General features: G+C 62.9%; 19 protein-coding genes and 2 tRNA genes. 9 read left to right on the top strand and 12 right to left on the bottom strand.

The window, feature by feature from the left end; translation table 11 throughout:
- Positions 1 to 231 precede the first annotated feature (231 nt).
- Positions 232 to 3,405 (top strand): PAS domain-containing protein, encoded by a 3,174-nt coding sequence (locus tag GS429_RS15055; RefSeq protein WP_160066180.1) that lies wholly within the window; start codon positions 232 to 234, stop codon positions 3,403 to 3,405.
- Positions 3,406 to 3,515: 110 nt separating this feature from the next.
- Positions 3,516 to 3,815: a DdfA family disk-determining factor gene (gene ddfA / locus GS429_RS15050; RefSeq protein WP_160066179.1), complete on the top strand. Its 300-nt coding sequence runs from the start codon at positions 3,516 to 3,518 to the stop codon at positions 3,813 to 3,815.
- A gap of 182 nt (positions 3,816 to 3,997) precedes the next feature.
- Here the strand turns inward: ddfA and GS429_RS15045 are convergent, their stop codons facing one another.
- The 5 genes from GS429_RS15045 to GS429_RS15025 all read right to left on the bottom strand — a co-directional run bounded on the left by GS429_RS15045 (position 3,998) and on the right by GS429_RS15025 (position 7,491).
- The gene (locus GS429_RS15045) at positions 3,998 to 4,294 is read right to left on the bottom strand and encodes a HalOD1 output domain-containing protein (protein ID WP_160066178.1); all 297 of its coding nucleotides are present in this window, start codon (positions 4,292 to 4,294) and stop codon (positions 3,998 to 4,000) included.
- A 230-nt stretch (positions 4,295 to 4,524) separates the two neighbouring features.
- Positions 4,525 to 5,175, bottom strand: coding sequence for a PHP domain-containing protein (locus tag GS429_RS15040; protein WP_160066177.1), 651 nt, complete (start codon positions 5,173 to 5,175; stop codon positions 4,525 to 4,527).
- On the bottom strand, positions 5,172 to 6,248 hold the full coding sequence (locus tag GS429_RS15035) for an ATP-grasp domain-containing protein (protein WP_160066176.1): 1,077 nt from the start codon (positions 6,246 to 6,248) through the stop codon (positions 5,172 to 5,174). The genes GS429_RS15040 and GS429_RS15035 overlap by 4 nt, the downstream gene beginning before the upstream one ends.
- Positions 6,245 to 6,868, bottom strand: a complete 624-nt coding sequence (locus GS429_RS15030; RefSeq protein WP_160066175.1) for a PIG-L deacetylase family protein — start codon at positions 6,866 to 6,868, stop codon at positions 6,245 to 6,247. The genes GS429_RS15035 and GS429_RS15030 overlap by 4 nt, the downstream gene beginning before the upstream one ends.
- A gap of 469 nt (positions 6,869 to 7,337) precedes the next feature.
- Positions 7,338 to 7,491: transfer RNA gene (locus tag GS429_RS15025), tRNA-Met, on the bottom strand.
- A 103-nt stretch (positions 7,492 to 7,594) separates the two neighbouring features.
- Here GS429_RS15025 and GS429_RS15020 point away from each other — a divergent pair.
- Positions 7,595 to 9,010, top strand: coding sequence for a DUF7115 domain-containing protein (locus GS429_RS15020; protein WP_160066174.1), 1,416 nt, complete (start codon positions 7,595 to 7,597; stop codon positions 9,008 to 9,010).
- A 32-nt stretch (positions 9,011 to 9,042) separates the two neighbouring features.
- Here GS429_RS15020 and GS429_RS15015 read toward each other — a convergent pair whose 3' ends face one another.
- The gene (locus GS429_RS15015) at positions 9,043 to 9,441 is read right to left on the bottom strand and encodes a DUF5830 family protein (protein ID WP_160066173.1); all 399 of its coding nucleotides are present in this window, start codon (positions 9,439 to 9,441) and stop codon (positions 9,043 to 9,045) included.
- 105 nt (positions 9,442 to 9,546) lie between these two features.
- Here GS429_RS15015 and GS429_RS15010 point away from each other — a divergent pair, with 105 nt between their 5' ends.
- Entirely contained in the window at positions 9,547 to 10,272 is a 726-nt protein-coding gene (locus tag GS429_RS15010) for a TVP38/TMEM64 family protein (protein WP_201294029.1), read from the top strand.
- Between the two features lie 39 nt (positions 10,273 to 10,311).
- On the opposite strand, the gene GS429_RS22500 is transcribed toward GS429_RS15010, so the two are convergent.
- A complete protein-coding gene (locus tag GS429_RS22500; protein WP_328821420.1) occupies positions 10,312 to 10,449 on the bottom strand; it encodes an HVO_2523 family zinc finger protein in 138 nt (45 codons plus the stop codon).
- A 67-nt stretch (positions 10,450 to 10,516) separates the two neighbouring features.
- On the opposite strand from GS429_RS22500, the gene GS429_RS22415 reads away from it, so the two are divergent.
- Positions 10,517 to 10,651, top strand: a complete 135-nt coding sequence (locus GS429_RS22415; RefSeq protein WP_268892299.1) for a hypothetical protein — start codon at positions 10,517 to 10,519, stop codon at positions 10,649 to 10,651.
- A gap of 187 nt (positions 10,652 to 10,838) precedes the next feature.
- Positions 10,839 to 12,464, top strand: coding sequence for a BCCT family transporter (locus GS429_RS15000; protein WP_160066172.1), 1,626 nt, complete (start codon positions 10,839 to 10,841; stop codon positions 12,462 to 12,464).
- Between the two features lie 393 nt (positions 12,465 to 12,857).
- Here the strand turns inward: GS429_RS15000 and GS429_RS14995 are convergent, their stop codons facing one another.
- Positions 12,858 to 15,989, bottom strand: coding sequence for an adenosylcobalamin-dependent ribonucleoside-diphosphate reductase (locus GS429_RS14995; protein WP_160066171.1), 3,132 nt, complete (start codon positions 15,987 to 15,989; stop codon positions 12,858 to 12,860).
- 440 nt (positions 15,990 to 16,429) lie between these two features.
- Between GS429_RS14995 and GS429_RS14990 the strand changes: the two genes are divergently transcribed.
- Positions 16,430 to 16,612 carry a DUF8029 family protein gene (locus tag GS429_RS14990; protein WP_160066170.1) on the top strand — a complete coding sequence of 61 codons (183 nt, stop codon included), beginning with the start codon at positions 16,430 to 16,432 and terminating at the stop codon, positions 16,610 to 16,612.
- Positions 16,613 to 16,779: 167 nt separating this feature from the next.
- Here the strand turns inward: GS429_RS14990 and trpG are convergent, their stop codons facing one another.
- The 4 genes from trpG to trpD are packed head-to-tail and all read right to left on the bottom strand — an operon-like array spanning position 16,780 to position 20,889.
- Entirely contained in the window at positions 16,780 to 17,478 is a 699-nt protein-coding gene (trpG, locus tag GS429_RS14985) for an anthranilate synthase component II (RefSeq protein WP_160066169.1), read from the bottom strand.
- Positions 17,475 to 19,172, bottom strand: coding sequence for an anthranilate synthase component I (gene trpE / locus GS429_RS14980; protein WP_160066168.1), 1,698 nt, complete (start codon positions 19,170 to 19,172; stop codon positions 17,475 to 17,477). The genes trpG and trpE overlap by 4 nt, the downstream gene beginning before the upstream one ends.
- Positions 19,173 to 19,219: 47 nt before the next feature.
- The gene (locus GS429_RS14975; protein WP_160066167.1) at positions 19,220 to 19,870 is read right to left on the bottom strand and encodes a phosphoribosylanthranilate isomerase; all 651 of its coding nucleotides are present in this window, start codon (positions 19,868 to 19,870) and stop codon (positions 19,220 to 19,222) included.
- The gene (gene trpD, locus GS429_RS14970; protein WP_160066166.1) at positions 19,867 to 20,889 is read right to left on the bottom strand and encodes an anthranilate phosphoribosyltransferase; all 1,023 of its coding nucleotides are present in this window, start codon (positions 20,887 to 20,889) and stop codon (positions 19,867 to 19,869) included. The genes GS429_RS14975 and trpD overlap by 4 nt, the downstream gene beginning before the upstream one ends.
- 183 nt (positions 20,890 to 21,072) lie before the next feature.
- Here trpD and GS429_RS14965 point away from each other — a divergent pair.
- Positions 21,073 to 21,147: transfer RNA gene (locus GS429_RS14965), tRNA-Val, on the top strand.
- A 471-nt stretch (positions 21,148 to 21,618) separates the two neighbouring features.
- A complete protein-coding gene (locus tag GS429_RS14960; protein WP_160066165.1) occupies positions 21,619 to 22,956 on the top strand; it encodes an RNase J family beta-CASP ribonuclease in 1,338 nt (445 codons plus the stop codon).
- The last annotated feature ends 396 nt before the right edge of the window (positions 22,957 to 23,352 follow it).

Here is a 23,352-nt window from a genome sequence, read left to right as displayed (position 1 = left end):
CTTCGCCGAGTCGTCAGCAGCAATGAGATGATCTCACGGGCTCACGCTGTGCCGGCTGTCGAGACCTCGGGGTAAACACATACGGTCGGATTTTGGCACCGTCGCAATCGGGCCGTTGTGATCGGGTTGGAACCGGCTACAGACGGGCCCGTGCGTCGGAACCGCTCGTTACCGGCACAGCTGACCTGCAACCAACACGAGGTTTTTATCCGTGCCGTGCCCATCGACGGTATGAACCGCGGTCTCGAGGACCCCGAAACGTCCTCGGTTCGAGTACTCGCGATCGGCTCGTCGCCGTGGCTACAGCGGGTGACCGCCGGCCTCGATCCCACGGACGGTACGGTCGACGGGCCGCTCGAAGCGGCGTCCGAACTCGAGGTGGGAACGCTCGACGGAACGGACTGTGTGCTTACGGACGAGCAGGCCGTCCTCGCGGCGGTCGGCGACGAGTGTCCAACGGTCTACGCCGTCGACTCGTCGGATTTCGAGGCGCTCGATCGCTCGATCATCGAGAGCGCGACTGACGTCGTTCTCGAATCGACGGCCGAAACGCCCTCCGCGCTCGAACATCGGCTTCGCCGGGCAGTGCAGCACGCGGCGATGGACGACTCGATCGCACGCCGGGAAACGTGGTATGAGACGCTGCTCGAACAGTCGTCGGATCTACTGCTCGTCACCGACGGCGACGGGACGATCACCGACGTCGGTCCGTCGGTCGAGCAGGTTAGCGGATACGACGCAGAGACGCTCCGTGGCGGCCACATCACGGAGACCGTCCACCCGGAGGACGTGCCGACGATCCGAACCGAATTCGACGACCTTCGTGCACGGGGGGCGGGCGAGACGACGACGGTCGAGTATCGCTGTCAGCACGCGAACGGCGCCTGGTACGTCCACGAGGCCGACCTGACGAACCGGCTCGAGGACGACGTCGTCGGGGGCGTCGTCGCCTCGGTTCGTGACGTCACCGAGTACCATCAGGTCGAACGCGAACTGGACGAATCGTTCAAACGGGTGACCGACGCCTTCTGTGCGCTCGATTCGGAGTGGGCCTTTACGTACATCAACGACAAAGCCGCCTCCCTCCTCGACGTCGACCAGTCGGCGGCGCTCGGCCAACCGATCCTCGAGTACTTTCCGGAGCTTCGGGGGACGGTCTTTCAGGAGGCAGCGGCCGACGCGATACGTACCCAGGAATCCGTCTCCCTCGAACGGTACTACGAGCCCACCGATTGCTGGTACGACGTCCGAATCTATCCCTCTCCGTCCGGTATCTCGGTGTACTTCCGAGACGTCACCGATCAGATCGAGCGCAAACGGCAACTGGAAGAACGGACCGAACGGCTGGAAACGCTCGTCCAGAACGCACCGGTCGTCCTCCTCGTGTTCGACACCGACGGGACGATCACGCTTGCGGAAGGGCGCGGCCTCGATCGGATCGACAGGTCCTCCGACGAAATCGTCGGCGAGTCGGTGTTCGACGTCTTCGACGGATATCCCGACATTCTCGACGACGCCAGGACGGCTCTGGATGGCGACCCGACCCACTCTTCGGCGCTCCTCAACGACCGCGTTTTCGAAACGTGGCTGCGTCCGATAGCCGCGGACGGCTCCATCGAACGAATCATCGGCACCGCCGTCGACGTCACCGAGCGCGCCCAGTATCAGGACGCGCTGAACGCGCTCCACGACGCCACGAGCCACCTGTTAACCGTCGAATCGAAACAGGCCGCCTGCGAGTACATGGTCGACGTCGCGACCGACGTCCTCGGCCTCAAGGGCGTGGTCTACCGGTTCGACGACCAGCGAAACGAACTCGTCCCGGCGGCCTACTCGCAGGGGTTCGAGTCGGCGGTCGGCCCGCCGCCTCGACTCCAACCCAACGACAGTATCACCTGGCAGACGTTCATCGCCGGCACCCCCGCACTGTTCGACGACGTCAGAGAGTCGGATGAAATCTACAACGCGGCGACGACCGTCCGTAGCGCGCTCTACGTCCCTATCGGAGAGCACGGCGTGCTCGTCGCCCAGGCTCCCGAGCCGGGCCGGTACGACGACGAAACGTTCGAACTCGCCCAACTGTTCGCCAGGACGGCCGAGGCCGCTCTCGACAGGATCGGCCGAACGCGACGCCTCCACGGTCGCGAACGCGAACTCGAGCGACAGAACGTCCACCTCGAGCGGCTGAACGAGGCCAGTCGCGTTCGGCAGGATATCGAACAGTTGCTCCTGATGGCCGACTCCCGAGCCGAGATCGAACGCGGCGTCTGTGACCGGCTCGCCGACCTCGATAGCTGTTCGTTCGCCTGGCTCGGCGAACCGGACCCCGGCGGAAATCAGCTACACACGCGGGCACGGAGCGGGGACGAGCGAGGCTATCTCGACGCAGTTGTCGCGACGACCGTCGACGATTCCGCTGCCGAACCGACGGGCCGGTCGGCGCTGACGCGGACGCCGCGCTACGTCGAAAACGTCGCCGATTCGATCCGCGACGGAACGTGGCGCGTCGAAGCGCTCTCGCGAAACGTCCAGTCGGTGTACACCGTTCCGCTCGTCTACGACGACTTTCTCTACGGCGTCCTCTCGATTTACGCCGACGACCGGGACGCCTTCGACGAGCCGCTTCGCTCGACGCTCGCGGAACTCGGCGAGACCATCGCGTACGCGATCGACGCCGTCAAGCGGAAGACGGCACTGGAGGGCGGCGGTGCAGCGGTCGAGCTCGAACTCGAATTCGAGTGCGGGGACGAGGGCGACGGAACGTCGCCACTGTGCCGGCTCGCGGACCATCTGGGTACGACCGTGGAGTTCGAGGGCGCGACGATACGAGGGGACGAGTCACCGACCGTTTTCGCCGTCACCGAAGACGCGGTTCCCGCCGATCAGTCCACTGGCCTCGACGACCTCGAGGGAATCGATGACGGGTCGGTCATCGCCGAAACCGAGACGGAAACGCTGTTACAGCTCCAGTGTTCGGAGGAGTTTCTCGGCTCCGTCGTCGACGCTCACGGCGGCGCGCTTCGAACGTTCGTCGCCGACCAGTCGAGCGCCCGAGCGATCGTCGACATCCCGGAAACGATCGAAATACGGGACGTGCTGTCGGGGCTCAACCGACAGGGGTTCGCCGCGTCCATGACCGCCCGACGCGAACAGACGACGGACAAGCAACCGGCGCTCGATGCGCCCGCACGCAACGCGTTGTTCGAACGGCTTACCGATAGACAGCGAGAAGTCGTTCAGACGGCCTACCACAGCGGCTTCTTCGAGTGGCCCCGCCAAACGACGGGGGAAGCAGTTGCCGATTCGCTCGACATCTCCTCGCCGGCCTTCCACAAGCACGTCAGGGCCGTCGAGGAGAAACTCTTCCGGGCACTGTTCGACGCCTCCGCCGCCGGGGTTAACTGATTAACCACGAACTATCGAGCCGGTTAGACAGTTAACGATCAGGCTCTTTACTCCGTCGGGTGAAGCAACGACTGTCTTCCCATAGACCGCACTGGGGGTGCGCAGAATTAATGACAGAGATGACTTCACGATCGCCGTCCGTTTCAACGGAGGAACAGTACGCCGTGCAGTATGATCGACTCGATAACGAACCACTGAGCGTCGCCGTCGTCGATGCCGTGGCATCGTTCTGTAACGAAGCGGTCACCGACCTCGAACCGCTACATTACACGATCAATGCCGACGCACTCGAACGGCTGTTCGAACCGCGGACGGACGGACTCCGATCCGGCGGATCAGTAACGTTCGAATACAGCGACTGTCAGGTGACCGTTACCGCCGACGGTGAAATCCGGGTCGAATCGGCCTGATCGGCCTCGCCGTTTCGACTCGCGAACGGGATGATCGACCGAACGCACGCGGATCGCCTCGAACCGCCCGCGATCGGGCGGCGAAGCGCATTTTTGAGACTCCGTTCGGGATCATACGCTCTCGGCTATTCGTCTCGTCTCGCTCGCCGGAAAGCGCTAGATAGCTCGGTTGCGGGTCGCTTTCAGTCGCCGTGTGACTCTTCGGTCGAATCCGTGTTCGAATCTGTTTCCGTAAGCTGGTTCGCCGCTGTGACCTCGACAGCACCGGTGCCGTCGACGCGAACCGTCCGTCCCTGGTAGGCAAACTCGATCACCATGGTCGGCCCGTTCGAGCGATAACCGCTCGAGTCGACCAACTGATCGAGCGCGTCCGGGTCGATAACGTCGTGAAGCGGCGGCTCGAGGTCCGTCGGCGCGATGCCTTCGGCCGCTGCGATCTGCGTGACGATGCTGTGACTCGGTGAGACCCCCGTCCCCATGGGACGCCATGACACTCAGTAGCACATAAAACTAGCGGAACCCCACCGATAAGAAAAGCGGTTGCAGTGTCACGGACGCTGTTGGTAACCGGTCCGTTGCTTTCGGATTCATACTGCCGGGCAGACGTCAGTGGAACGTCGGCCACAGTAGCGCGACCGATCTTCGAATAGTTCTGTCCGGCAGCATCACCACTCGCGACGCGATAGCCAACCGTGACGACCGTGCTCTCTTATCGGACCGCTCCCTCGAGCGACCGACAATCGTCAGGCTCTGGCTCGCACCACCGATCGATACTGTGCAGGTCGTAGCCGACGATATCGATACACTCGATCCGGTCCGCCGGGAGAACCGATTCGTGACGGAGACTGTGTTCGACGAGGACGTCTTCGGCTGCTGCCCGCTCGAGAATCTCGTCGATCGCGTCCTGCGAGAGCGTAAACTCCGCTCGAGCCGCGTACGCGAACGGATGAGCCCACACGTCGACGATCGGGTTCTGCAACATCGAGTGGACGCTTTCGACGTACGCGTCCTTCTCGAAGGGGGTGCCGTGGTACGCGGCGTAAACGAGATCCGCCCGGTCGGCGATTTCGGCCGAGACGTCGAGTTCGCCCGCCGTGTTCAGTACTTTTGCCTCGCAGCCGACGACACACTCCAGTTCGTACGCCGCCGCCCGTTCGGTCACCGACTCGTAGAACGCCCCAAAGTCGTAGGTCGGGGACTCACGGACGTGCTCCGTGAACCCGATCAGTGGAAAGTTCTGGTCGGCCGCGAACGAAAGCAGTTCGTCGATACCGTTCGCTCCGTCAGTAACGTCCGTGTGGACGTGCCACAGCCCGCTCAGCAGGTACTCCTCGTACTCGCGCCAGTCCGGCTCCGTCATACGTCTTCCCCGACATTCCCGACGAGCTCGCCGTCTCGCACGCCGATGCCGCCCCAGTAGCGGTAGAAACTGGTCTCCCACTCCGGCGACTCGACAGTCGGTGAGTCGCCGAGAGCGGCTCTGACCGCGGCGTCGATGAGATTCGAGCCGGCGAGGGTGCTTGCCACCATCGTCCCCTGGATCCGGGGGTTACACTCGAGGATTTTGAACATTCCGTCAGCGGCGCGTTTGAACTGGAACCCGAACGCGTACTCGAGGCCGATTTCGTCGGCGAGGGCCCTGGAGTGATCGATCAGTGTCTCCGCCTCCGTCACCGTCGTCTGGAAACTGATTCCGGAGCGGATTCGGTCTCGCGACCGCGGAACGGCGACCGTTTGCGTCTCGGATCTGAAGCCGTCGACCGAGTACTCCGTTCCGGGGAGATACTCCGAGACGAGCAGGGTTGGGAACGTCTCTCCGAGAACCGACTGCAGGCGGTCCATCGTCACTTTCGTCCCGTCGGGCTTCGACTCGTAGAACTCCCGCTTCTGGTCCCAGTCTTCGGAGACCATCCGGAACCCGCGCTGTCCGTTCGCGACCGGCGGTTTGACGACGATCGGTCGCTCCGGATAGCCGAGTTGGGCCGCCGCATCTTCGAGACCGACTCGGCTCTCGACGGCGATCGATTCCGGCGTCGGCACGCCGAGATCCGAACAGACCTCGAGCAGTTGCCGTTTGCTGTTCGCTCGCTCGAGTGCGGCCGGATCGGATACGGCGACGCTGGTTCCGATATCTGCGAATCGATCCAGTGCGGACGCGAAGACGGGGAGCTCGGCGGTTACCTGCGGGAGGACGACGTCGACGGCCTCCGTTTCACAGATCGCCAGCAGTTCGTCGACAAAGTTCGGATCGTCGGCGGGCGGGACCGAATAGAACGCATCGCAGGCGAACCGGCCCGGCTGTTCCTCGCGAACGTCCGTCCCGATCGTCCGGACCGTCGACAGTTCTTCGCTCTGCTCGAGGGACCAGAGCGTCCCGATCGCACCCGGCGCGCCACAGCCGGTGACGAGGACCGTCGGCTCGCGCCCGCTCATTGCAACCACCGAACGACGCTGAACGCTTCCGCGTACTTCGAATCGCACTGTACGCCACGCACCGCGGCCAGCCCCTTGGTGAAGTCTTCGCGGAAGTACACCCGGTCTTTCTCTTCGCGCTGACTCCGATACATCGACAACTGCTCGAGCTTTCGCTCGATATCGCGCGGCTCGAGCGGATAGAACAACTCGCTCTCGAAAGTAACGTGGTTCCAGGGCAGTTCGTAGGTGATGATGCTCGCGTTCGTCTTGAACGCCCGAACCATCTCGTTTGCGACCACCGTGTGGTCCTGATGGTGATCGGGCAGGGATGGCCCGATTACCAGATCGGGCTCGATTTCGTTGCGTATCGTCACGATATCCTCGAGAATCTCCTGTCGACTGTCGTTTAGTTTTCTCACCTCGTAATCGAAGAGGAAGTACTCGACCGGGTCGACGAGATCCATCACGGCCTCGAACTCCTTGGTTAGTGTTCCACGTTCTTCGGGGGGCAACGAACCGTTACACGAAGAGAAGGTCACGTAGTAGACGTCGTGACCCTCGCGACGAAGGCGACTAATCGTCCCACCAGCACCGAGTTCACTATCATCAGTGTGCGGACTGAGCACCAGTACGTCCATACCGTTTTCACCGTATTTCTTCAGTATAGTTATAAAATAGCTATAATTTACTAGGTGATTGTTACTGGTTACCACTAGTATCGAACGGTGACAATCGAACTGATCGATACTTCGTTCATACCAGAGCTACCTTTTCTCGGGTGAGACAGTGTCACTGTCCCCGAAAGGAAAGGGGCCGCCGAGCAGTAAGCAGTGCGTACTGTCTCCGAAATGCGACTTTTCGTCCGACTGATATCTCCGTATAACGATTCCTCGGGATAGGTCCGTGCTCTCGAGGCCGTTCGGATCACTCTCTCGCGTGTATTACCGTGCGGGATTCGCGCTGGCACACTTCTCGAGATCGGCACCGAACCGGAAATCCCCGCGTGACTCCCTGCTTTGTGCTCTCCGCTCACGCACGACCGCCGGTTCTCCGTCCCGGATACTTTTCGGACTCGTCACTCACGTCGTTCGTGACTCCGTTGAAAAATGCCCGGGGAGGGCTCCGAACCCTCGATCTCCGCATGTCCCAGGTCCGAGGCTCGGCAGAGTCCTCGTGGGGACACGGAGGCTTCCAAGGCGAAACCGCACCGAATCTCTGAACCCTATGAGTGCGGCGCTATGTCCAGCTAAGCCACCCGGGCTCATCTATCGATTGCGCGCTGTGTTTCTTTAACCTTCTCATTCCGCCCCGGCTTGTAACGTGGACCCACGGATTTATCACACGGCCTTCCCAACTACCCGCGCATGAGCGTTCCCGGAATCGTCCAGTCTACCCTCAATGGCGAGGAAATCGCGGCGCGAGTCTCCCTCGGCAGCGAAGACGAACTCTTCATTACACCGTCGAGTACTCTCGTCTATCGATCCGACGGACTCCTGAGCGACGAATCGGTCGATGAATTCCCCCACGACGCTGACCGACTGACCCTTTCGGAGGGCCGGCGCAAGACCAAGTTCTCACTCGAGTATCCCCTCGACGGAACCAGAGAGTTTACCGTTCCGCCGAGCAAGACCGACGCGGTCCTCCATCCGGTGCTTGCCGGCGTGCTAAACGGCAACGAGATCACCGATCCCGGCGAAACCGTCGTCCAGACCTACCGCTTTAGCGAGCTGACGCTGATCATCACGAGCGACCGACTGGTCAAACACATCGGCGGCGCCGTCTGGGACGGCGACTACGAGGAGTACCACTTCGCGGACGTGACCGGACTCGCCTTCGAGGACGGCAGCGTCGCCACGCAGATCGTCCTCACGGCTAACGGTCGCCCACAGCGGATCAAGGCTCCTAACGAAGAGGCCAACGACCTCCGGGAACGCCTCAAGCGCGCCCTGTTCGAGTACCACGATGTCGGTTCCCTCGAGGAGCTCAACGAGACCCTCGGCGATGACGACGAACCGGACCAGCGTCGCGAGCAGGCGTCCGTCGACTTCGGCGACGGCGTCGATCCGCTCGACGCGAACCCGCCCGAACTGGACGATCGCGAAACGAGCGACGAGCCGAGTCACGAAGCGGGTGGCCGGACCGATCCACAGTCGAGTGACCCGCTCGCCGGCGATACGGCCGCCGTCGGAACGGATCCCGAGACGGTGCCGGCGGAGACCGAATCGGAATCGGAATCGGAAGCGGAAGCAGAAGCGAAAGCGGAAACGGAACCCAAGCGCGAACTCGAACGCGAATCCGAACCGCGTCAGTCACCGTCCCGCCAACGGTCCGACCAGCAGACGGAGACACAGACCACGACCGCACCCACGCAGACGGGCACGCAATCGACGACAAAACCGCGCTCCCAAACCGAGTCGGAGCCAGAACCGGATCGCGACGCGGCTGCAACCCGCGAAACCGATACGACCTTCGAAATGTCGGCCGAGACGTCGACCGATCCGGAGCCCGAACTCGAGCGATCCGAGTCAATTGAGACCGGTGACGCATCCGACCGAGACGACCGCGACCACGAGGTCGACTCGGCGACGTCGATACTCGACTCCGTCACCGAGCCCGAGCCCGAGTCCGACGCCGAACCCGACTCCGGACACGGCACGGACCCGGAACTCGTCGAGCGCCTCGAGTCGCTCGAGGCGGCCGTCGAACAGCAAAGCGAACTCATCGAACGCCAACAGCGGACGATCGAGCAGTTGATTGCCGAACTCCGAGAGGGGCGCTAACGGCGCGTTCCGCTCTCAGACCGGTTTCACCCTTAATCCTCGCGTCCCGTCACCTTTCGAATACACGACGAGCCGAACGGACCGAGCTCGCCGGCATCGAGATCGATAAAGTAGCCCGTCGACAGTCCCGAGCCACAGCGCCGGCAGGAGAACTCTCCCTCCTTCGTGATCACGTCCTGTCCGAACTGAACGTACTGGCGGCTCTTCGGCCGGATGATTCCGTCCTCGCGTTCGATGATTCCCCGAAGCTCCGCTTCGTCGAGGATCGTTCGCGTCACCGTGGGATCGGTCGTCACCGTCTCGATCCGGTCGACGACTTCGGGAAGCGGGAGCGACTCGTGTTCCAGTCGCTCGAGCAGTGCCAGTCCGAGTGCGACCCGGTCGTCGCTGGCATCGACAGCGGTACCGGACTCGGTCTCGTCGCGATCCATCGGTGAGTGATGTCGACCGGGAGCGAATAAACGTTGTGTCGCGGCCCCCGGTGAGACACAAAAGTTTCAACAGTTGCGGCAAAACTGCGATCGATGTCGTCGTCGTTGTCGTTGTCGTCGCTGCGGACCCGCGCGTTCATCGGGGCCGTCCTCAGCTGTGCGATCCTCGCTGCGGGCGTGCTCGGTCCCTCGTCAGCGATACTCGGCCTCGTCGAATCAGCGGCGAACGATCCGCTTCTGTTCGGCCTCCTCGTCGTCGGCCTCTATCTCGTCCGGCCGCTGCTCGCGCTGCCGACGACACCGCTCGCCGTCGTCGTCGGCTACGGATACGGGGTCACACTCGGCGTGCCGATTGCGCTTCTCGGTGTCGTAACGACCGTGCTTCCCGTTTTCGTCGTCGCTCGCTGGATCGCCGGGCGGGACGATCCGTCCTGCTCGACGTCGTTCGACGGACTGCTCGGAACCACCCTCGAGCGAACCGGAACCGCGGTTACCCGTTACTACGACACTGCGGGGCCGATTCGCGGCGTCGTCGCCTCGCGACTGGCGCCGATCCCGTCAGATATTTCGACGTGTGCGGCCGCGGTCAGCGGCGTCCGCGTTCGACACCTCCTCGTCGGTACGGCGATCGGCGAACTTCCCTGGACAGTCGCCGCGGTTATCGTTGGTTCCTCGGCGGCAACCGTCACCGCTGGTGGGGTGGGCGAACTCGGTCTCACACTTACCGTGGCCTGTATCGTCGCCGCCGCGGCGTTGCTCGCAGGCCCCGCGTATCGGGCCGTCCAGACGCGGACGCAGACGCGGAGCCGCGGTCGGTCGACTGATAGCTGATCGGGAGCGGGTGCGCCTCGAGTCGGCTGGCGAGTCCCGCTACAGAAACGGATCGCTGCAATCGATCACGACGCCGTGTTGTGGACAGACGTACTTACAGTGGCGCTTATACATCCCAGTCTCGCAGAACGGGCACGGCGGACCGTTCGTTCGGCGACTGTCGTCGGCGTCAGTCACGGAGGGTCAACTCCTGGCGTCTCTGAACGAACTCCCTCTCGGTCCCGGGAACAGCCGATCGCTTGCGATGCATCGGTTACCGGGGACGACGGCTGCCATCACCATGAACGCGACGGACTCGTGTCAGTTCGGCCTCTCCGTGGTGTCGCCTCCGGAGTTCGTCCTCGGTGACGGACTTCGCTGGAAGATGCTCATCACGTGAATGTTGAATTATCCGAGACCCACGTTATTGGAGAAATGAGTATGCATAAGGTTAAGAAGGGATTCGTAGTGGTGATGTGTGGTGCTAACAATGGCCACAAAATGTCCGAGAATAAGGTTCTCTCCGGGCGACGGTGAGAGGGATGCAGTGCACTCGAGAGCAGACGGTATCGAACGGGGACGGGCCGATGGCTGATTCGGACGACCTCGGCGCAGTCGGACGCTTCCGCGAGGAGATCGATCCGATCGTTTTCCTGTTCGGTGCGGGACTCTCGGTTGGTGTCATCGCACTCTACTTCCTTAGTCCGTCCACCGTCGAACACGCCATCGGCGTGGCAAACGAGTCGATGCTCGAGTACTTGAACTGGGCGCTGCTCCTGATCGTTTTCCTGGTCGTCCTGTTCCTGCTGTTTCTGATCCTCGGGCCGTGGGGCAAGATCAAGTTCGGCGACGATCCGCCGGAGTACAGCTTCATCTCGTTTTTCACGATGTTGTACTCGGCCGGCTTCGCGGCGGGCGTCGTCTTCTGGGGGCCGACGGAAGCGCTGTTTTACTACGACAATCCGTCGCCGCTGTTCGACGTCTCGGGCGGTTCGGCCGAGGCGATGACGATCGCCGTCCAGCAGACCCTGTTCCACTGGGCGCTGCCGCAGTTGGCCGTCTTCACGATCATGGGAATCGCGATCGGCTACTTCGCGTACAACTACGACGGCGTTCCACTCCGCGTCTCGTCCGCGCTCACGCCGATTATCGGGGCTGACAACCTCGACGGCCCGGCCGCGAAGGTCATCGATATCCTCGCGGTGTTCGCGACGATCGGGGGCGTGGCGACGTCGCTCGGCTTCATCGGCAGCCAGTTCGTCACCGGACTCGACTACCAGTGGGGAATCGACCTGGGGAACACCGGCATTCTGCTCGTGGTGACCACCATGACGCTGCTGTTTACGATTTCGATGGTGCTGGGCGTCGACAGGGGGATCCGTCGACTCTCGAACTTCAATATGGTCCTTTTCGTCGTCCTCATGGTCGGGACGTTCATCGTCGGGCCGACAATTTTCCTCGTGTTAATCGGGACGCAGGCGTTCGGCGGAATGGTCACCAACTTCGTCTCGATGAGTCTGTTCACCGGTGCCGGCGTCGAGGGCGGGACCGCGTGGACGAACGACTGGACCGTCTTCTACTGGGCGTGGGCGCTCTCGTGGTCGCCGTTCGCCGGACTGTTCATCGCACGGATCTCCCGCGGTCGCACCGTTCGCGAAGTCGCCTTTACCGGCATCGCGGCGACCTCCGGCGCGACGATTCCGTGGTTTACGTTCATCGGCGGCTCGGCCGTCTGGGCCCAGCACAACGGCGTTACGGACATCCTCGGGCCCGTCAGCGAACACGGCGCGCCGGTCGCCGGCTTCGCCCTGTTCGAAGCGTTCCCGCTCGGGTCGGTCTTCATGGTCGCCTTTATGATCCTCGTGACGACGTTCTTCATCACGTCCGCGGACTCCTCGACGCTCGCCGTCTCGATGATGACGACGGGTGGCAAAGCCAGTCCCTCGAGCATCAATCGGGTCTTCTGGGGGATCGTCCTCGGGATGACCGCGGCGATCCTGATGATCCTCGGCGGCGTCGACGCCCTGCAGTCCGCCGCGATCATCACCGGCGGCCCGTTCGCGTTCGTCTGCTTCCTCGCCATGCTCGGCCTCATCAGAGAGTTCAGCGCTCGGTTCGGCCGCGTACTGTTGCAGGACGACGCCTGGATCGTCGGCTCTCGACCGGAACGGTCGTCTTCATCGGATGTCGTTCCCGGCGATGACGACGACTGATACGGTTTACTGTACGTCAGTTCCGGCGCAACCGCGACCCGGGCGGCGGTTGCGCCAGTAAATCGTTACAGCAACCCGTATGAAATCGACACCCACTCTCACGTTCGTTCTCGCCGTTTCTTGTCGGTCACGGGAAACTGATACTCGCGGAAGCGGAAATCGACCTGCTGTTGTGGCATCGACCGACAGCCTTCTCGACGGTGGATCGGCCGCCGATCTGTTTCTGCCCGTGCCGATAGCCTTCTCACGCGGACTCGGGGCCGACGCTACCGGCTCGAGTACATGCCGTCGAACTGGATACCGTCGGCAAAAAATCGGAACGCACTCCGCCAGCAGGATTCGCTGTCAGGGTGTCCCCTGACGATCCGGCCACTTATCGGTGTGTTCGGCCGCTCAGCATTCCGACCAGCCACAGCTCTCGCACGTTTTGCAGCCTTCCGAGAAGTACAGCGACATCGCGCCACAGTCGGGACACTCAGGCGACTCGCCGGCGTCGATGAGGTCCTGCGTCGTGTCGTCGGCCGCACTTCCGCTGTCGGCGGCGGCAGCGCCGCCGTCGGTCTGTGGCCCGTCGTACTCGGTCTCGACACCCGCATCAGCCGACTCCTCTAAGGTCTGTTGGGTCGGGTACGGCTTGTCGATCTCGTTGTCGAGATACCGTCGCATCGCGGTGCCGATGGCGTCCGGGATCGACTGGATCTGTTCGCCCTTGTCCCAGGCGACCTTCGGGCTCCGCGTGCCACAGAGTTCGTCGACGATCTCTTCGGGGTCGACGCCCGAGCGCAGCGAGGTCGAGATGACCTTCGCGAGCGCCTCGGTGAACGAGTTCGTGAAGCCGCCGGAGTGGCCGATGTTCGCGAACAGTTCGAACGGCTGGCCGGTCTCGGGATCTTCGTTGATCGTCACGTAGACCTTCCCGTAGCCAGTGTCGATGCGCTGGCTGACACCCTGCAGGGCATCCGGGCGCTCGCGTTTCTCGGTGAAGTCGACCGTGACGTGATCGTGGTCGTGGTCGTCGCCGGCGCCGACGAGCGAACTGGCGTCTTCATCGAGGACGTCGTGGACTTCCTCGCTCTCGAGGAAGCCTTCGAGGCCGCCGAAGATTTCGTCGATCTGTTCGACCAGGGCCTGTGCGGCCTCGGTCTCGTCGGCGAAGTCGGCGTTGTCGGCGCGGGTGGTCAGCACCTGCTTGGAGCGGGTGCCGTCGCGGTAGTAGGTGACCCCCTTGCCGCCGTTCTCGTAGACCCACTCGAAGACCTCCTTGGCGTCCTCGAGCGTGGAGTCGTTCGGCGCGTTGACCGTCTTCGAAATGGCGGAGTCGACGCCTTTCTGTGCGGCACACTGCACCGCGGCGTGCTGTTTCGCCGAGAGATCGCTCGTGATGACGAACAGTTCGCCGATTGCGTCGGGGACCGTCGAGAGCCCCTCGACGCCGTTGAATTGGTTGGTCGCCATCTGCTCTTGGGCCTCCGCTTTGACGGCGTCGACGTCGATGTCGTTGTCCTCCAGGACCCGGAGGAAGTAGTCGTCGAACTCGACGAGCATCTCGTCGCCCTGGACGTCGTCGGTGACGTTCTTGTAGTAGGCGACGTTGTAGATCGGCTCGCAGCCGCCGGTGGTGTTGCCGACCATCGAGGTCGTTCCCGTCGGCGCGATGGTCGTTACGTTGTGGTTCCGGATCGGGAAGCCGTCGTCCCAGTCGTCGGCGTCTTCGCCGGTCTGTTTCTCGAACCACTCGCGGTAGTCGGTCGGGTCGGCGTACTTCGACTCGTTCCAGTCGTTGAACGAGCCGCGTTCGGTCGCGAGTTCGTGGCTCGTTGCCTTCGCGCCGTGGTTGATGTGGGTCATCAGCTGGCGGGCGACCTCGTTACCCTCCTCGCTGCCGTACTTGATGCCCAGCTGGATGTACAGCTGAGCCAGTCCCATGACGCCGAGACCGATCTTGCGCATGTCCCGGACGGTCTCCTCGATCTCCTCGACCGGGAAGTCGGACATGGTGACGACGTTCTCGAGGAATCGGGTGCCGTACTCGATGCGCTCGTCGAACTCCTCGTAGTCGATGGCCTCCTCGAGGAAGGCGTCGACGGCGTCGGCCCGGGAGTCGTACTCGTCTCCGTGTTTGTCGCTCCAGACGCGCCAGTCGGGTGCGCCCTCGTCGGCGACCGTCGAGAGGTTGATGTGGCCGAGGTTACAGGCCTCGTGCTCTTCGAGGGGCTGCTCGCCACAGGGGTTGGTCGCCAGAATCCGGTGATCCTCCTGCTCTTCGACGTCGAAGGAGTGTTCCTTGTTCACTCGCTCGAGGTAGATGACGCCCGGTTCGCCGTTCTCGTGGGCCCCCTCGACGATGCGTTCGAAGATAAGTTCGGCGGGGATCGAGAGCGGCTCGCCGACCTCGACGTGCTCGCCGAGGTCGTAGCGGCCGTACATCTCCTTGGTCTCCTCGGTGGCGATATGTGGCTCTTCCGTCCGTGGGTTGGTGAACGTATACTCCTCGCCGTTCTGCACCGCTTCCATGAAGTCGTCGGTGACGCCGACGGAGATGTTGAAGTTAGAGAGATGGCCCTCGACGGCGTTGCGCAGGTGTTTCGGAACCCGGCCGTCCTCGTCGATGAGCTCCCGGGCCTCCTCGAGCGCTTCGGAGAAGGTGGTGTAGGTGTAGTCGTCGGGGTCGTTCAGTCGGAGCGTGTGGGCCAGGGAGACGTCCTTGTTCTTCGCGTGGATGAACTCGATGACGTCGGGGTGGGAGACGCGCATGATGCCCATCTGGGCACCGCGCCGTGTGCCGCCCTGCGCGATGGTTTCACAGAGCTGGTCGTAGGTCCGCATGAAGGTGATCGGGCCGGAGGCGATGCCGCCCGTCGAGCCCACCGAGTCGCCGTAGGGACGCAGCTGCCAGAAGCCGTAGCCGACGCCACCGCCGGACTGGAAGACCTCGGCGGCCTTCTTCGCGGTCTCGTGGATGTCCGAGAGGTCGTCGTCGGGGCTCATGACGAAACAGGCCGAGAGCTGCTGCAGTTCGTCGCCGGCGTTCATTAGGGTCGGGGAGTTCGGCATAAAGGAAAGGCTCTCCATGCCCTCGATGAACGTCTCCGCGGTCTCCTCGACGTGTGCGCGGACGCCGTCGGGAAGCTCGGGGACGATGGTCTCGTAGGCGAACTTGTTGACGTTGCGCTCGGTGAGCGTCGTCTCGACGTCGTCGACGGCGGTGACGCCCTCGCCGAAGACCTCCGCGGCGAGTTCGTCCCGCCGCGGGTGGTCCGGCTTGAGCTGATCGGGCGTGACGGTGATCTCGAGGTCGCGCTTTTCGGCCTCGTAGACCGCTTCCGCCAGCGCGATGTTCTTGCCGACGCGGTCGAAGAGATCCTCCTGACTCTCGATCAGTTCGCCGTCGGCGTCCTTGCGCAGGTACCGTGCGGGGAGGATGTTCTGGTACGCGTTGTCGGTCAGGCGCTCCGCGAGCGTGTCGCCGTCGGTGCGCTTGATCGGGAGGGTAAGCTCTTCCGCGGTGAGCTCCGATTCGCTCATGCGCGGGTCACCTCGTCGGTATCCCGTTTCCGGGTGTCGATTCTGTCGTGGGGTTGGGTCCTGAATTGCAGCATTCGTAACGAAGGTTCGATAGTCAGCCATCCATCTTAAAACCGGGTGTTGTTGTTCTACTTTTCTTGTATTAGGACAACTCTGGTTGTATAGATGTTGCTGTGCACTCTCGTTTCGGGCCGATCACGGACGGCCGAGACGGCCGTAACCGCGGTTGTACACGTCTACAACGCCACCGACCTTAACGATTTTCAGACCGAACTGAAAGTGGGTTTTGCCGACGGGAATCGGCTCGCCCTCCGGCGGTTTTCAGTTTCGCAGACTGGACCGTTCGCCCGACGGAACCGTTGTGCACCCAACTTAGTCACGGCTCCGAGTTAGTCACGATATCCAGAAAGATTACGTCCCTGCGGTACAGGGTCTCGGGTATGCTGGAACCACTGACCTCCTCGACCATCCTGCTTGCGCTCGCGGGACTGGCCGCAGTCGCGGTCGCTATCGTCGCGATTCGCATTGCGATCAAATTAGCCATCCGAGTCGGACTCGTCGCTGCGGTCGTCCTTGCGGGACTGTGGGCGACCGGAATGCTCGAACTGCTTCCCGGCGTTTAACTGCTCTTTCGATATCCCACGGTTGTCGATCGACCGCGACCACTTCCAGCACTGCCGTTCGACGCGCTCGTCGCTATCCCTGTACCGTGTTGACGCAGAACGTTACTCGAGCACTGACCCGGGACTGTACCGAGCACCGAGTACCGAGCGCCGAGTTCTGGCGTCGCTCAGCGCCGATTCGATCGATCCGAAACCCACTCGAGGAAGTTCTCGATCACGTCGTGGCCCGCCGCCGTGAGCACGCTCTCCGGATGGAACTGGACGGCTTCGATCGGATACTCGCGGTGGCGAACACCCATGACGAGCGTCTCGCCGTTCTGGGAGTCCTCACCGGAGTCGGCGGAACGGGGTTCCGCGCCGTCGTGTTCAGCCGTCGCCGACACGTCGAAACAGTCCGGAACTTCGGTCGCGACCAGCGAGTGGTAGCGCCCGGCCCGAAAACCCTGCTCGAGGCCGGCGAAAACGCCCTCGCCGTCGTGGTCGACGGCCGAGGCCTTGCCGTGGATCGGGGCCGGCGCTCGGCCGACGGTGCCGCCGTACTCGTAGACCGCGGCCTCGAGACCGAGGCAGACGCCGAGCGTCGGGACGTCCGTGCTAACCTCACGGAGCACGTCCATCGTGACGCCGACGTCGCGGTCGTTCTTCGGATGGCCGGGTCCCGGGCTGACGATGATCGCGTCGGGGTCGACCGCGCGAATCTCCTCGAGCGAGGCGGTGTTTTTTACGACCTCGGTTTCGGTGCCCGCCTGCTGGCTGACGTACTCGACGAGGTTGTACGTAAAGGAGTCGTAGTTGTCGACGAACAGCACGGTCAGCGGTTCCGCGTCTCCGACGTCGTCAGTCCGGCCCATCTCCGGGGCGCTCATCGGCTCACCTCCGTCGTCTCGAGGGGGTCGTCCGCAGCCGTTTCGTCACCGCCCGATTCGCCGCCGTCAGGCGCGGCCGATTCCTCGATCGCCTCGAGCGCGGCGAGCACGCCGCCCATTTTCTTCTCGGTTTCCTCGTACTCGGCTTCGGGATCGCTGTCGGCGACCAGTCCGGCGCCGGCGCGGACGGTAATACGGTCACGGTCGCCCTCGTTTTCGACGGTGGCCGTCCGGATCACGATCGCGAAGTCGGCGTCGCCACACCACGAGTAGTAGCCGACGCCGCCGCCGTAGAGTCCGCGCGGAGTCAACTCGAGGTCGTCGATGATCTCCATCGCACGGATCTTCGGTGCGCCCGAGAGGGTGCCGGCGGGAAACGACGCTCGCGTGGCGTCGAAGGCGTCCGAATCGCTCGCGAGTTCGCCCGTCACCGTCGACTCGATGTGCTGGACGTGGCTGTACTTGAGGACGTTCATGAACTCGTCGACCCGCACCGAGCCGGCCTCGGAAACGCGGCGAACGTCGTTTCGCGCCAGATCGACCAGCATCGTGTGTTCGGCGCGCTCTTTCTCGTCGGCCAGCATCTCGCCGGCCAATCGACGGTCTTCGACGGGGCCCGAGCCTCGGTCGCAGGTGCCGGCGATCGGATTCGACATGACCTCGCGTCCGCGTAGCGAAACCAGCGTTTCGGGGCTCGCACCGACGACGGTCAGGTCGTCGTGATCGAGCAAGTACATGTACGGCGACGGGTTCACGTCGCGCATCGCCTTGTAGAAGCCGACGGGATCGATGTCGCCGTACAGTTCTCGCGTCCGGGAGATGACGCCCTGGTAGATATCGCCGTCCAGAACGTGCTCTTTGGCCCGGTGAACGCTCTTCTCGTACTCGTCTTTCGGCCCCGCAACCTCGTCTTCGCGGACGAAGCCGCCGGTTTCGGGCGGTTCGGCTGTGCGAAGGGTTTCGGCGACTGCGTCGGCCTCCTCGAGCAGGGCGTCGTACACCGCGTCGGGGTCGTCGCCGGCCTCGACGATCGGCGTACAGATCAGTGAGACCGTTCCGTCGCGTTCGTCGAAGGCGAGGGTCTTCGTCGTCAGAACGAACTGCGCGTCCGGGAACCGCGAGTCGGGGCGTTCGAGGCCGACGTCCTCGAGCCAGAGGTCGTAGACCGCGTCGTAGGCGAGGAAGCCGACGAGGCCGCCGGTCAGGTGCTGGCGATCGTAGTCGGGGGCGTTCTCGAGTCGAACGTCCGGCATCGCCGCGCGGAGCGCGTCGACGGTGCCGTCCTCGGCGTCGGTTTCGGTCTCGATGTGCTCAAGCGGCGCGTCGTCGGTCAGCGCCTCGACGCTCGCTTCGCCGGACTCGACCGTGACGACGGCGTCCGGATCGTAGCCGACGTAGGAGTACCGGGCGTGTCGGTCCGTCTGGGCTGAACTCGGCCGGAACGCACCATCCGGGTCGCTCGAGGCGGTCTTCTCCGCGCTCTCGAGCAGGAAGGCGTAGGGGGATCGTTCCCGATCGCTCGAGGGGGAGCGGCCGGTGAGGGCGGCGTAGGCTTCGAGCGGCGTCGTCTCCGCGTCGAGCGTCGCGACGGCGCGAACGACTGCGGGTCGATCGTCGCGGTCGCCGGCGTAGTCGCGAAAGGTCGCACGATCGATATCGAACGTCGTGTCGGCTTCGGGATCGGAGTCACTCATGGTGGATGGGTATGGGCATGGGCATGGGGATAGTGGACAGTGGGCACTTACGGCTCCGCCGGTCGGCGGGCGCTCTTGGCTCGGTCGACGAACGATCGGACGGCCTCGGGGTCCTTGATGCCGCCGTCTGCTTCGACGCCGCTCGCGACGTCGACCGCGAAGGGCTCGACGGTCTGCACTGCGGCTTCGACGTTTTCCGGGGTGAGTCCGCCGGCGAGGATCACCGGCGACTCGAGGTCGGCGGCGGCCGTTCGGGTTCGGTCCCAGTCGTGGGTTCGGCCGGTGCCCCCGCCGCCGTCTTCGCCGGGCGTGTCGACGATCAGTCCGTCGACCACGTCGTCGTACGTTTCGGCGGCCGCCGCGTCGTCGGCGTCGACTGCGAGCAGGAGCAGCGAGTCGATTTTCGCGCGGAGGTACGCGAGGTCGCCCGAGCGGAAACTGCCGTGAAGCTGGATCGCGTCCGGTTCGACCGCGTCGACCAGTTCGATCGCGCGTTCGGGCCCGGACGGCATCGTCACGAGTACCGTCGTCACGAACGGCGGCGCGGCCGCCACGAGCTCTCGGGCTCGCTCTAAGGGCACCTCCCGCGGGGTGTCGACGGGGACGTCACAGATGATGCCGACGGCGTCGGCACCGGCATCAACCGCCGTCTGCAGGTCGTCTTCGCCGGTCAATCCGCAGATCTTCACGCGCGTCATCGGTGTCCCTGCTCCGGGGCTCCCTTACCCTTACAGAGTTGCTCGAGTTTCCGCGCCGCGTCGCCCGACTCGATAGCCTCGCGTGCGGCGTCGGCTCCCGCCTCGAGCGAGTCGGCCTCGCCCGCGACGTAGATCGCCGCACCGGCGTTCGCGAGGATCACGTCCCGTTTTGGGCCCGTGACCCCGCCGTCGACGATGCCGCGCATGTCGGCCGCGTTCTCCTCGGGCGAGCCCCCCGAGATATCCCCGATAGCGTGGGTTTCGAGACCGAGATCGCTCGGCTCGAGGGTGTATTCCTCGACGGTATCGCCCCGGACCTCGGCAGCGATCGTCTCGCCGTGGATCGCGATTTCGTCGGTCCCCGCTCCGTGGACGACCAGCGCGCGTTCGACGTCCATTCGAGCGAGCGCGTCCGCGAGGACGCGGACGAGGTCAGGGTCGTAGACGCCGACGACCTGTGCGTCCGCGCCGGCGGGATTCGTCAGCGGCCCGAGCACGTTGAAGACGGTTCGCATGCCGAGTTCCTTGCGCGGGCCGATGACGGCCTTCATCGCGGGGTGGAACACCGGTGCGAGCATGAACCCGATCCCGTCGCGTTCGATCGCCTCCTCGACGGCCGGCGGTTCGGCCTCGACGTCGACGCCGACCTCCTCGAGGACGTCCGCGCTGCCCGACGACGAAGAGACGGAGTAGTTCCCGTGTTTGGCGACCGGCACGCCCGCACCGGCGGCGACGATCGCGCTGGTCGTCGAGACGTTGATCGTGTCGTAGTCGTCACCGCCCGTGCCGCAGGTGTCGACCAGCGGTTCTCGATCCGGCGTGATCGTCCGCGCCGCCTCGCGCATTCCTTCGGCGAAGCCGGCGATCTCCGCTTCGGTTTCGCCTTTCGCGCGCAGCGCCGTCAGCAGTGCGCCGATCTGTGCCTCGGTCGCGTCCTCGAACACCGCCGTCGAGGCCGCTCGAGCGTCCGCTTGTGTAAGGTCCTGGCCGTCAGTCACCCGTTCGACGTACTCCTGCATAGTGAACACCAATGTACGTAGTTGTCTTACAATGTCCAAATGAGTACATCGACTTAAGCGTGTCGGAGGGATGCGTGGGGTGGAGTCGCGCACGGCGACCGATTCGAAACCTTCAATTACGGTGGCGGGCAACGAATGAGTGCAGACAAGGTGGCGATGGACGCCACGGACGTGTAAGCAAACGGGTTGGTGGTCTAGTCTGGTTATGACACCTCCTTGACATGGAGGAGGCCGGCAGTTCAAATCTGCCCCAACCCACTTTCCTCACGCTGTTATCCTAACCAGCAGACGCGACCGGGTTCTTTATCAGTAGTCGCCTTACGCTCAGGTGGCACTTCGGGTGGACTACCGTTGTTCGTGTGGGATCGTCGTCCCGTCTCGTGGCATCAACGTCGAAGACGATGGTACCGGTCGAGATTGTTCCTTCAGGAATGGTCGCCGTTTCGTTGATCGTCGCGTGCTGACTCCATCTCTCTCGAAGATCGGGCGTCTCTACCGAATGGGTTTGTCTCACCCCCAATCCGGGAGTACTTACGTACGGAGCGTCGTTATCAACCTAACCGAAAGAGGCGCTATCCTTGGCACGGATGGGGACTCAACGTTCGATTTTGGGATAGCCAAGGACGTGTTCGACTCGGTCGGCCACGTTACCGAACGTTCCGATTCCCACGAGAGCGGCCATTCCGGCTGCGAGCCGTGTCCGACGGATTGCTATGATCGGGTCTACCAATGGAAATTGAAATCGCTACGATTGGCGGCTACGAAGAAGTCGGTCGGCAGATGACTGCCGTCCGTGCCGGTGACGACATCGTGATCTTCGACATGGGACTGAACCTGTCGAAGGTCCTCATTCACGATAATATCCAGACCGAAGGCATGCACAGCCTCGATCTGATTGACATGGGTGCGATCCCCGACGATCGGATAATGAGCGATCTGGAAGGAGACGTGCGGGCGATCGTTCCGACTCACGGGCACCTCGATCACATCGGGGCGATCAGCAAACTCGCCCACCGGTACGACGCACCCGTTGTCGGGACTCCGTTCACGATCGAACTCGTGAGCGACGAACTCCAGGAAGAACAGAAGTTCAACGCCGACAACGAGCTCATCAAAATGGAGGCCGGCGAAACGATGACGATCGGCGACCACGGCTGTGAACTCGAGTTCGTCAACGTCACCCACTCGATCATCCAGGCGATCAATCCGGTCCTGCACACGCCCGAGGGTGCGATCGTCTACGGGCTGGACAAACGCATCGACCATACCCCGGTCATCGGCGATCCGATCGATATGGATCGCTTCCGTGAGATCGGTCGTGAGGGCGTTCTCTGTTACATCGAGGACTGTACGAACGCGAACAAGAAAGGTAGGACTCCCAGCGAGAACGTCGCGCGAGAACACCTCCGTGACGTCCTCTACAGCATGGAGGACTACGATGGTGCAATTCTCGCGTCAACGTTCTCGAGCCATATCGCCCGGGTCAAATCGCTCATCGAATTTGCACGAGATATCGATCGAACCCCGATCCTGCTCGGTCGATCGATGGAAACGTACTCGGGAACCGCGAAACGAGTCGGCGTCGATTTCCCATCGGACGTCGAAATGGTCGGCTACCGCCGCTCCATCGAACAGGCCCTCGAGCGGATCATGAACGACGGCAAAGAAAACTTCCTGCCGATTGTCACAGGCCATCAAGGCGAACCGCGGGCACTACTTACGCGAATGGCTCGTGGTGAAACCGAGTTCGAACTCGAACCTGGTGACAAAGTGATCTACTCTGCGCGCGTAATTCCCGAACCGACTAACGAGGGACAACGCTATCAAGCGGAGAAATTGCTCGGCATGCAAGGAGCACGCGTCTACTCCGACATTCACGTCTCGGGCCACCTCTGCCAGGAAGGACACTACACGATGCTCGATGCGCTTCAACCGGAGAACATCATCCCTGCACACCAGGACCTCAGCGGATTTTCGGGATACGTGGATCTCGCGTCCGATCAAGGTTACACGCTTGGGCGGGATTTACACATCACGTCGAACGGGAATATTATCCAGTTGAACTGAGGCGCGTCGCATACCGCTACCGGTTCAACAGGCGCATGGAGCGACTTCCGGATACTATCCCGGAAATATCCTCAATTTCAACGGCGTTTCGGAAAACGAACACTTCGGACTGGAAGACCAGAATGACGAACAAGGTCCGCGCTATCGGCAGTTATGGTCGCTTCAGTGCGCCCTCTGCATCGAACAGACTGTGGCTGTCTTTCGGCTCGCCGGGATGTTCTCGAGCCGCATCGGCGTCGAACTCGACGCCGAGTCCGGGTTCGTCGGGAACTTCGATTGTTCCGTCTTCGACTTCGAAGTCGTGTTTGATAATCTCAGTACTTCACAAAGCCGCTTAGTTAGAACGTCTGCTTGCTGTGAATGTGCCTAGCAAACAGCAGCAAGCAGACAATGAAA

Source organism: Natronorubrum halalkaliphilum, from assembly GCF_009834785.1.
Taxonomy (GTDB): domain Archaea; phylum Halobacteriota; class Halobacteria; order Halobacteriales; family Natrialbaceae; genus Natronorubrum; species Natronorubrum halalkaliphilum.
Note: the sequence above shows the minus strand (reverse complement) of the source record. Positions and strands in the feature narration are given on the sequence as shown.

Bases quoted from the DNA above. Each gene is read 5' to 3' on its own strand.
- GS429_RS15055 (WP_160066180.1), top strand. From the start codon at position 232: ATGAACCGCGGTCTCGAGGACCCCGAAACGTCCTCGGTTCGAGTACTC.
- ddfA (WP_160066179.1), top strand. From the start codon at position 3,516: ATGACAGAGATGACTTCACGATCGCCGTCCGTTTCAACGGAGGAACAG.
- GS429_RS15045 (WP_160066178.1), bottom strand. From the start codon at position 4,294: ATGGGGACGGGGGTCTCACCGAGTCACAGCATCGTCACGCAGATCGCA.
- GS429_RS15040 (WP_160066177.1), bottom strand. From the start codon at position 5,175: ATGACGGAGCCGGACTGGCGCGAGTACGAGGAGTACCTGCTGAGCGGG.
- GS429_RS15035 (WP_160066176.1), bottom strand. From the start codon at position 6,248: ATGAGCGGGCGCGAGCCGACGGTCCTCGTCACCGGCTGTGGCGCGCCG.
- GS429_RS15030 (WP_160066175.1), bottom strand. From the start codon at position 6,868: ATGGACGTACTGGTGCTCAGTCCGCACACTGATGATAGTGAACTCGGT.
- GS429_RS15020 (WP_160066174.1), top strand. From the start codon at position 7,595: ATGAGCGTTCCCGGAATCGTCCAGTCTACCCTCAATGGCGAGGAAATC.
- GS429_RS15015 (WP_160066173.1), bottom strand. From the start codon at position 9,441: ATGGATCGCGACGAGACCGAGTCCGGTACCGCTGTCGATGCCAGCGAC.
- GS429_RS22415 (WP_268892299.1), top strand. From the start codon at position 10,517: ATGCATCGGTTACCGGGGACGACGGCTGCCATCACCATGAACGCGACG.
- GS429_RS15000 (WP_160066172.1), top strand. From the start codon at position 10,839: ATGGCTGATTCGGACGACCTCGGCGCAGTCGGACGCTTCCGCGAGGAG.
- GS429_RS14995 (WP_160066171.1), bottom strand. From the start codon at position 15,989: ATGAGCGAATCGGAGCTCACCGCGGAAGAGCTTACCCTCCCGATCAAG.
- GS429_RS14990 (WP_160066170.1), top strand. From the start codon at position 16,430: ATGCTGGAACCACTGACCTCCTCGACCATCCTGCTTGCGCTCGCGGGA.
- trpG (WP_160066169.1), bottom strand. From the start codon at position 17,478: ATGAGCGCCCCGGAGATGGGCCGGACTGACGACGTCGGAGACGCGGAA.
- trpE (WP_160066168.1), bottom strand. From the start codon at position 19,172: ATGAGTGACTCCGATCCCGAAGCCGACACGACGTTCGATATCGATCGT.
- GS429_RS14975 (WP_160066167.1), bottom strand. From the start codon at position 19,870: ATGACGCGCGTGAAGATCTGCGGATTGACCGGCGAAGACGACCTGCAG.
- trpD (WP_160066166.1), bottom strand. From the start codon at position 20,889: ATGCAGGAGTACGTCGAACGGGTGACTGACGGCCAGGACCTTACACAA.
- GS429_RS14960 (WP_160066165.1), top strand. From the start codon at position 21,619: ATGGAAATTGAAATCGCTACGATTGGCGGCTACGAAGAAGTCGGTCGG.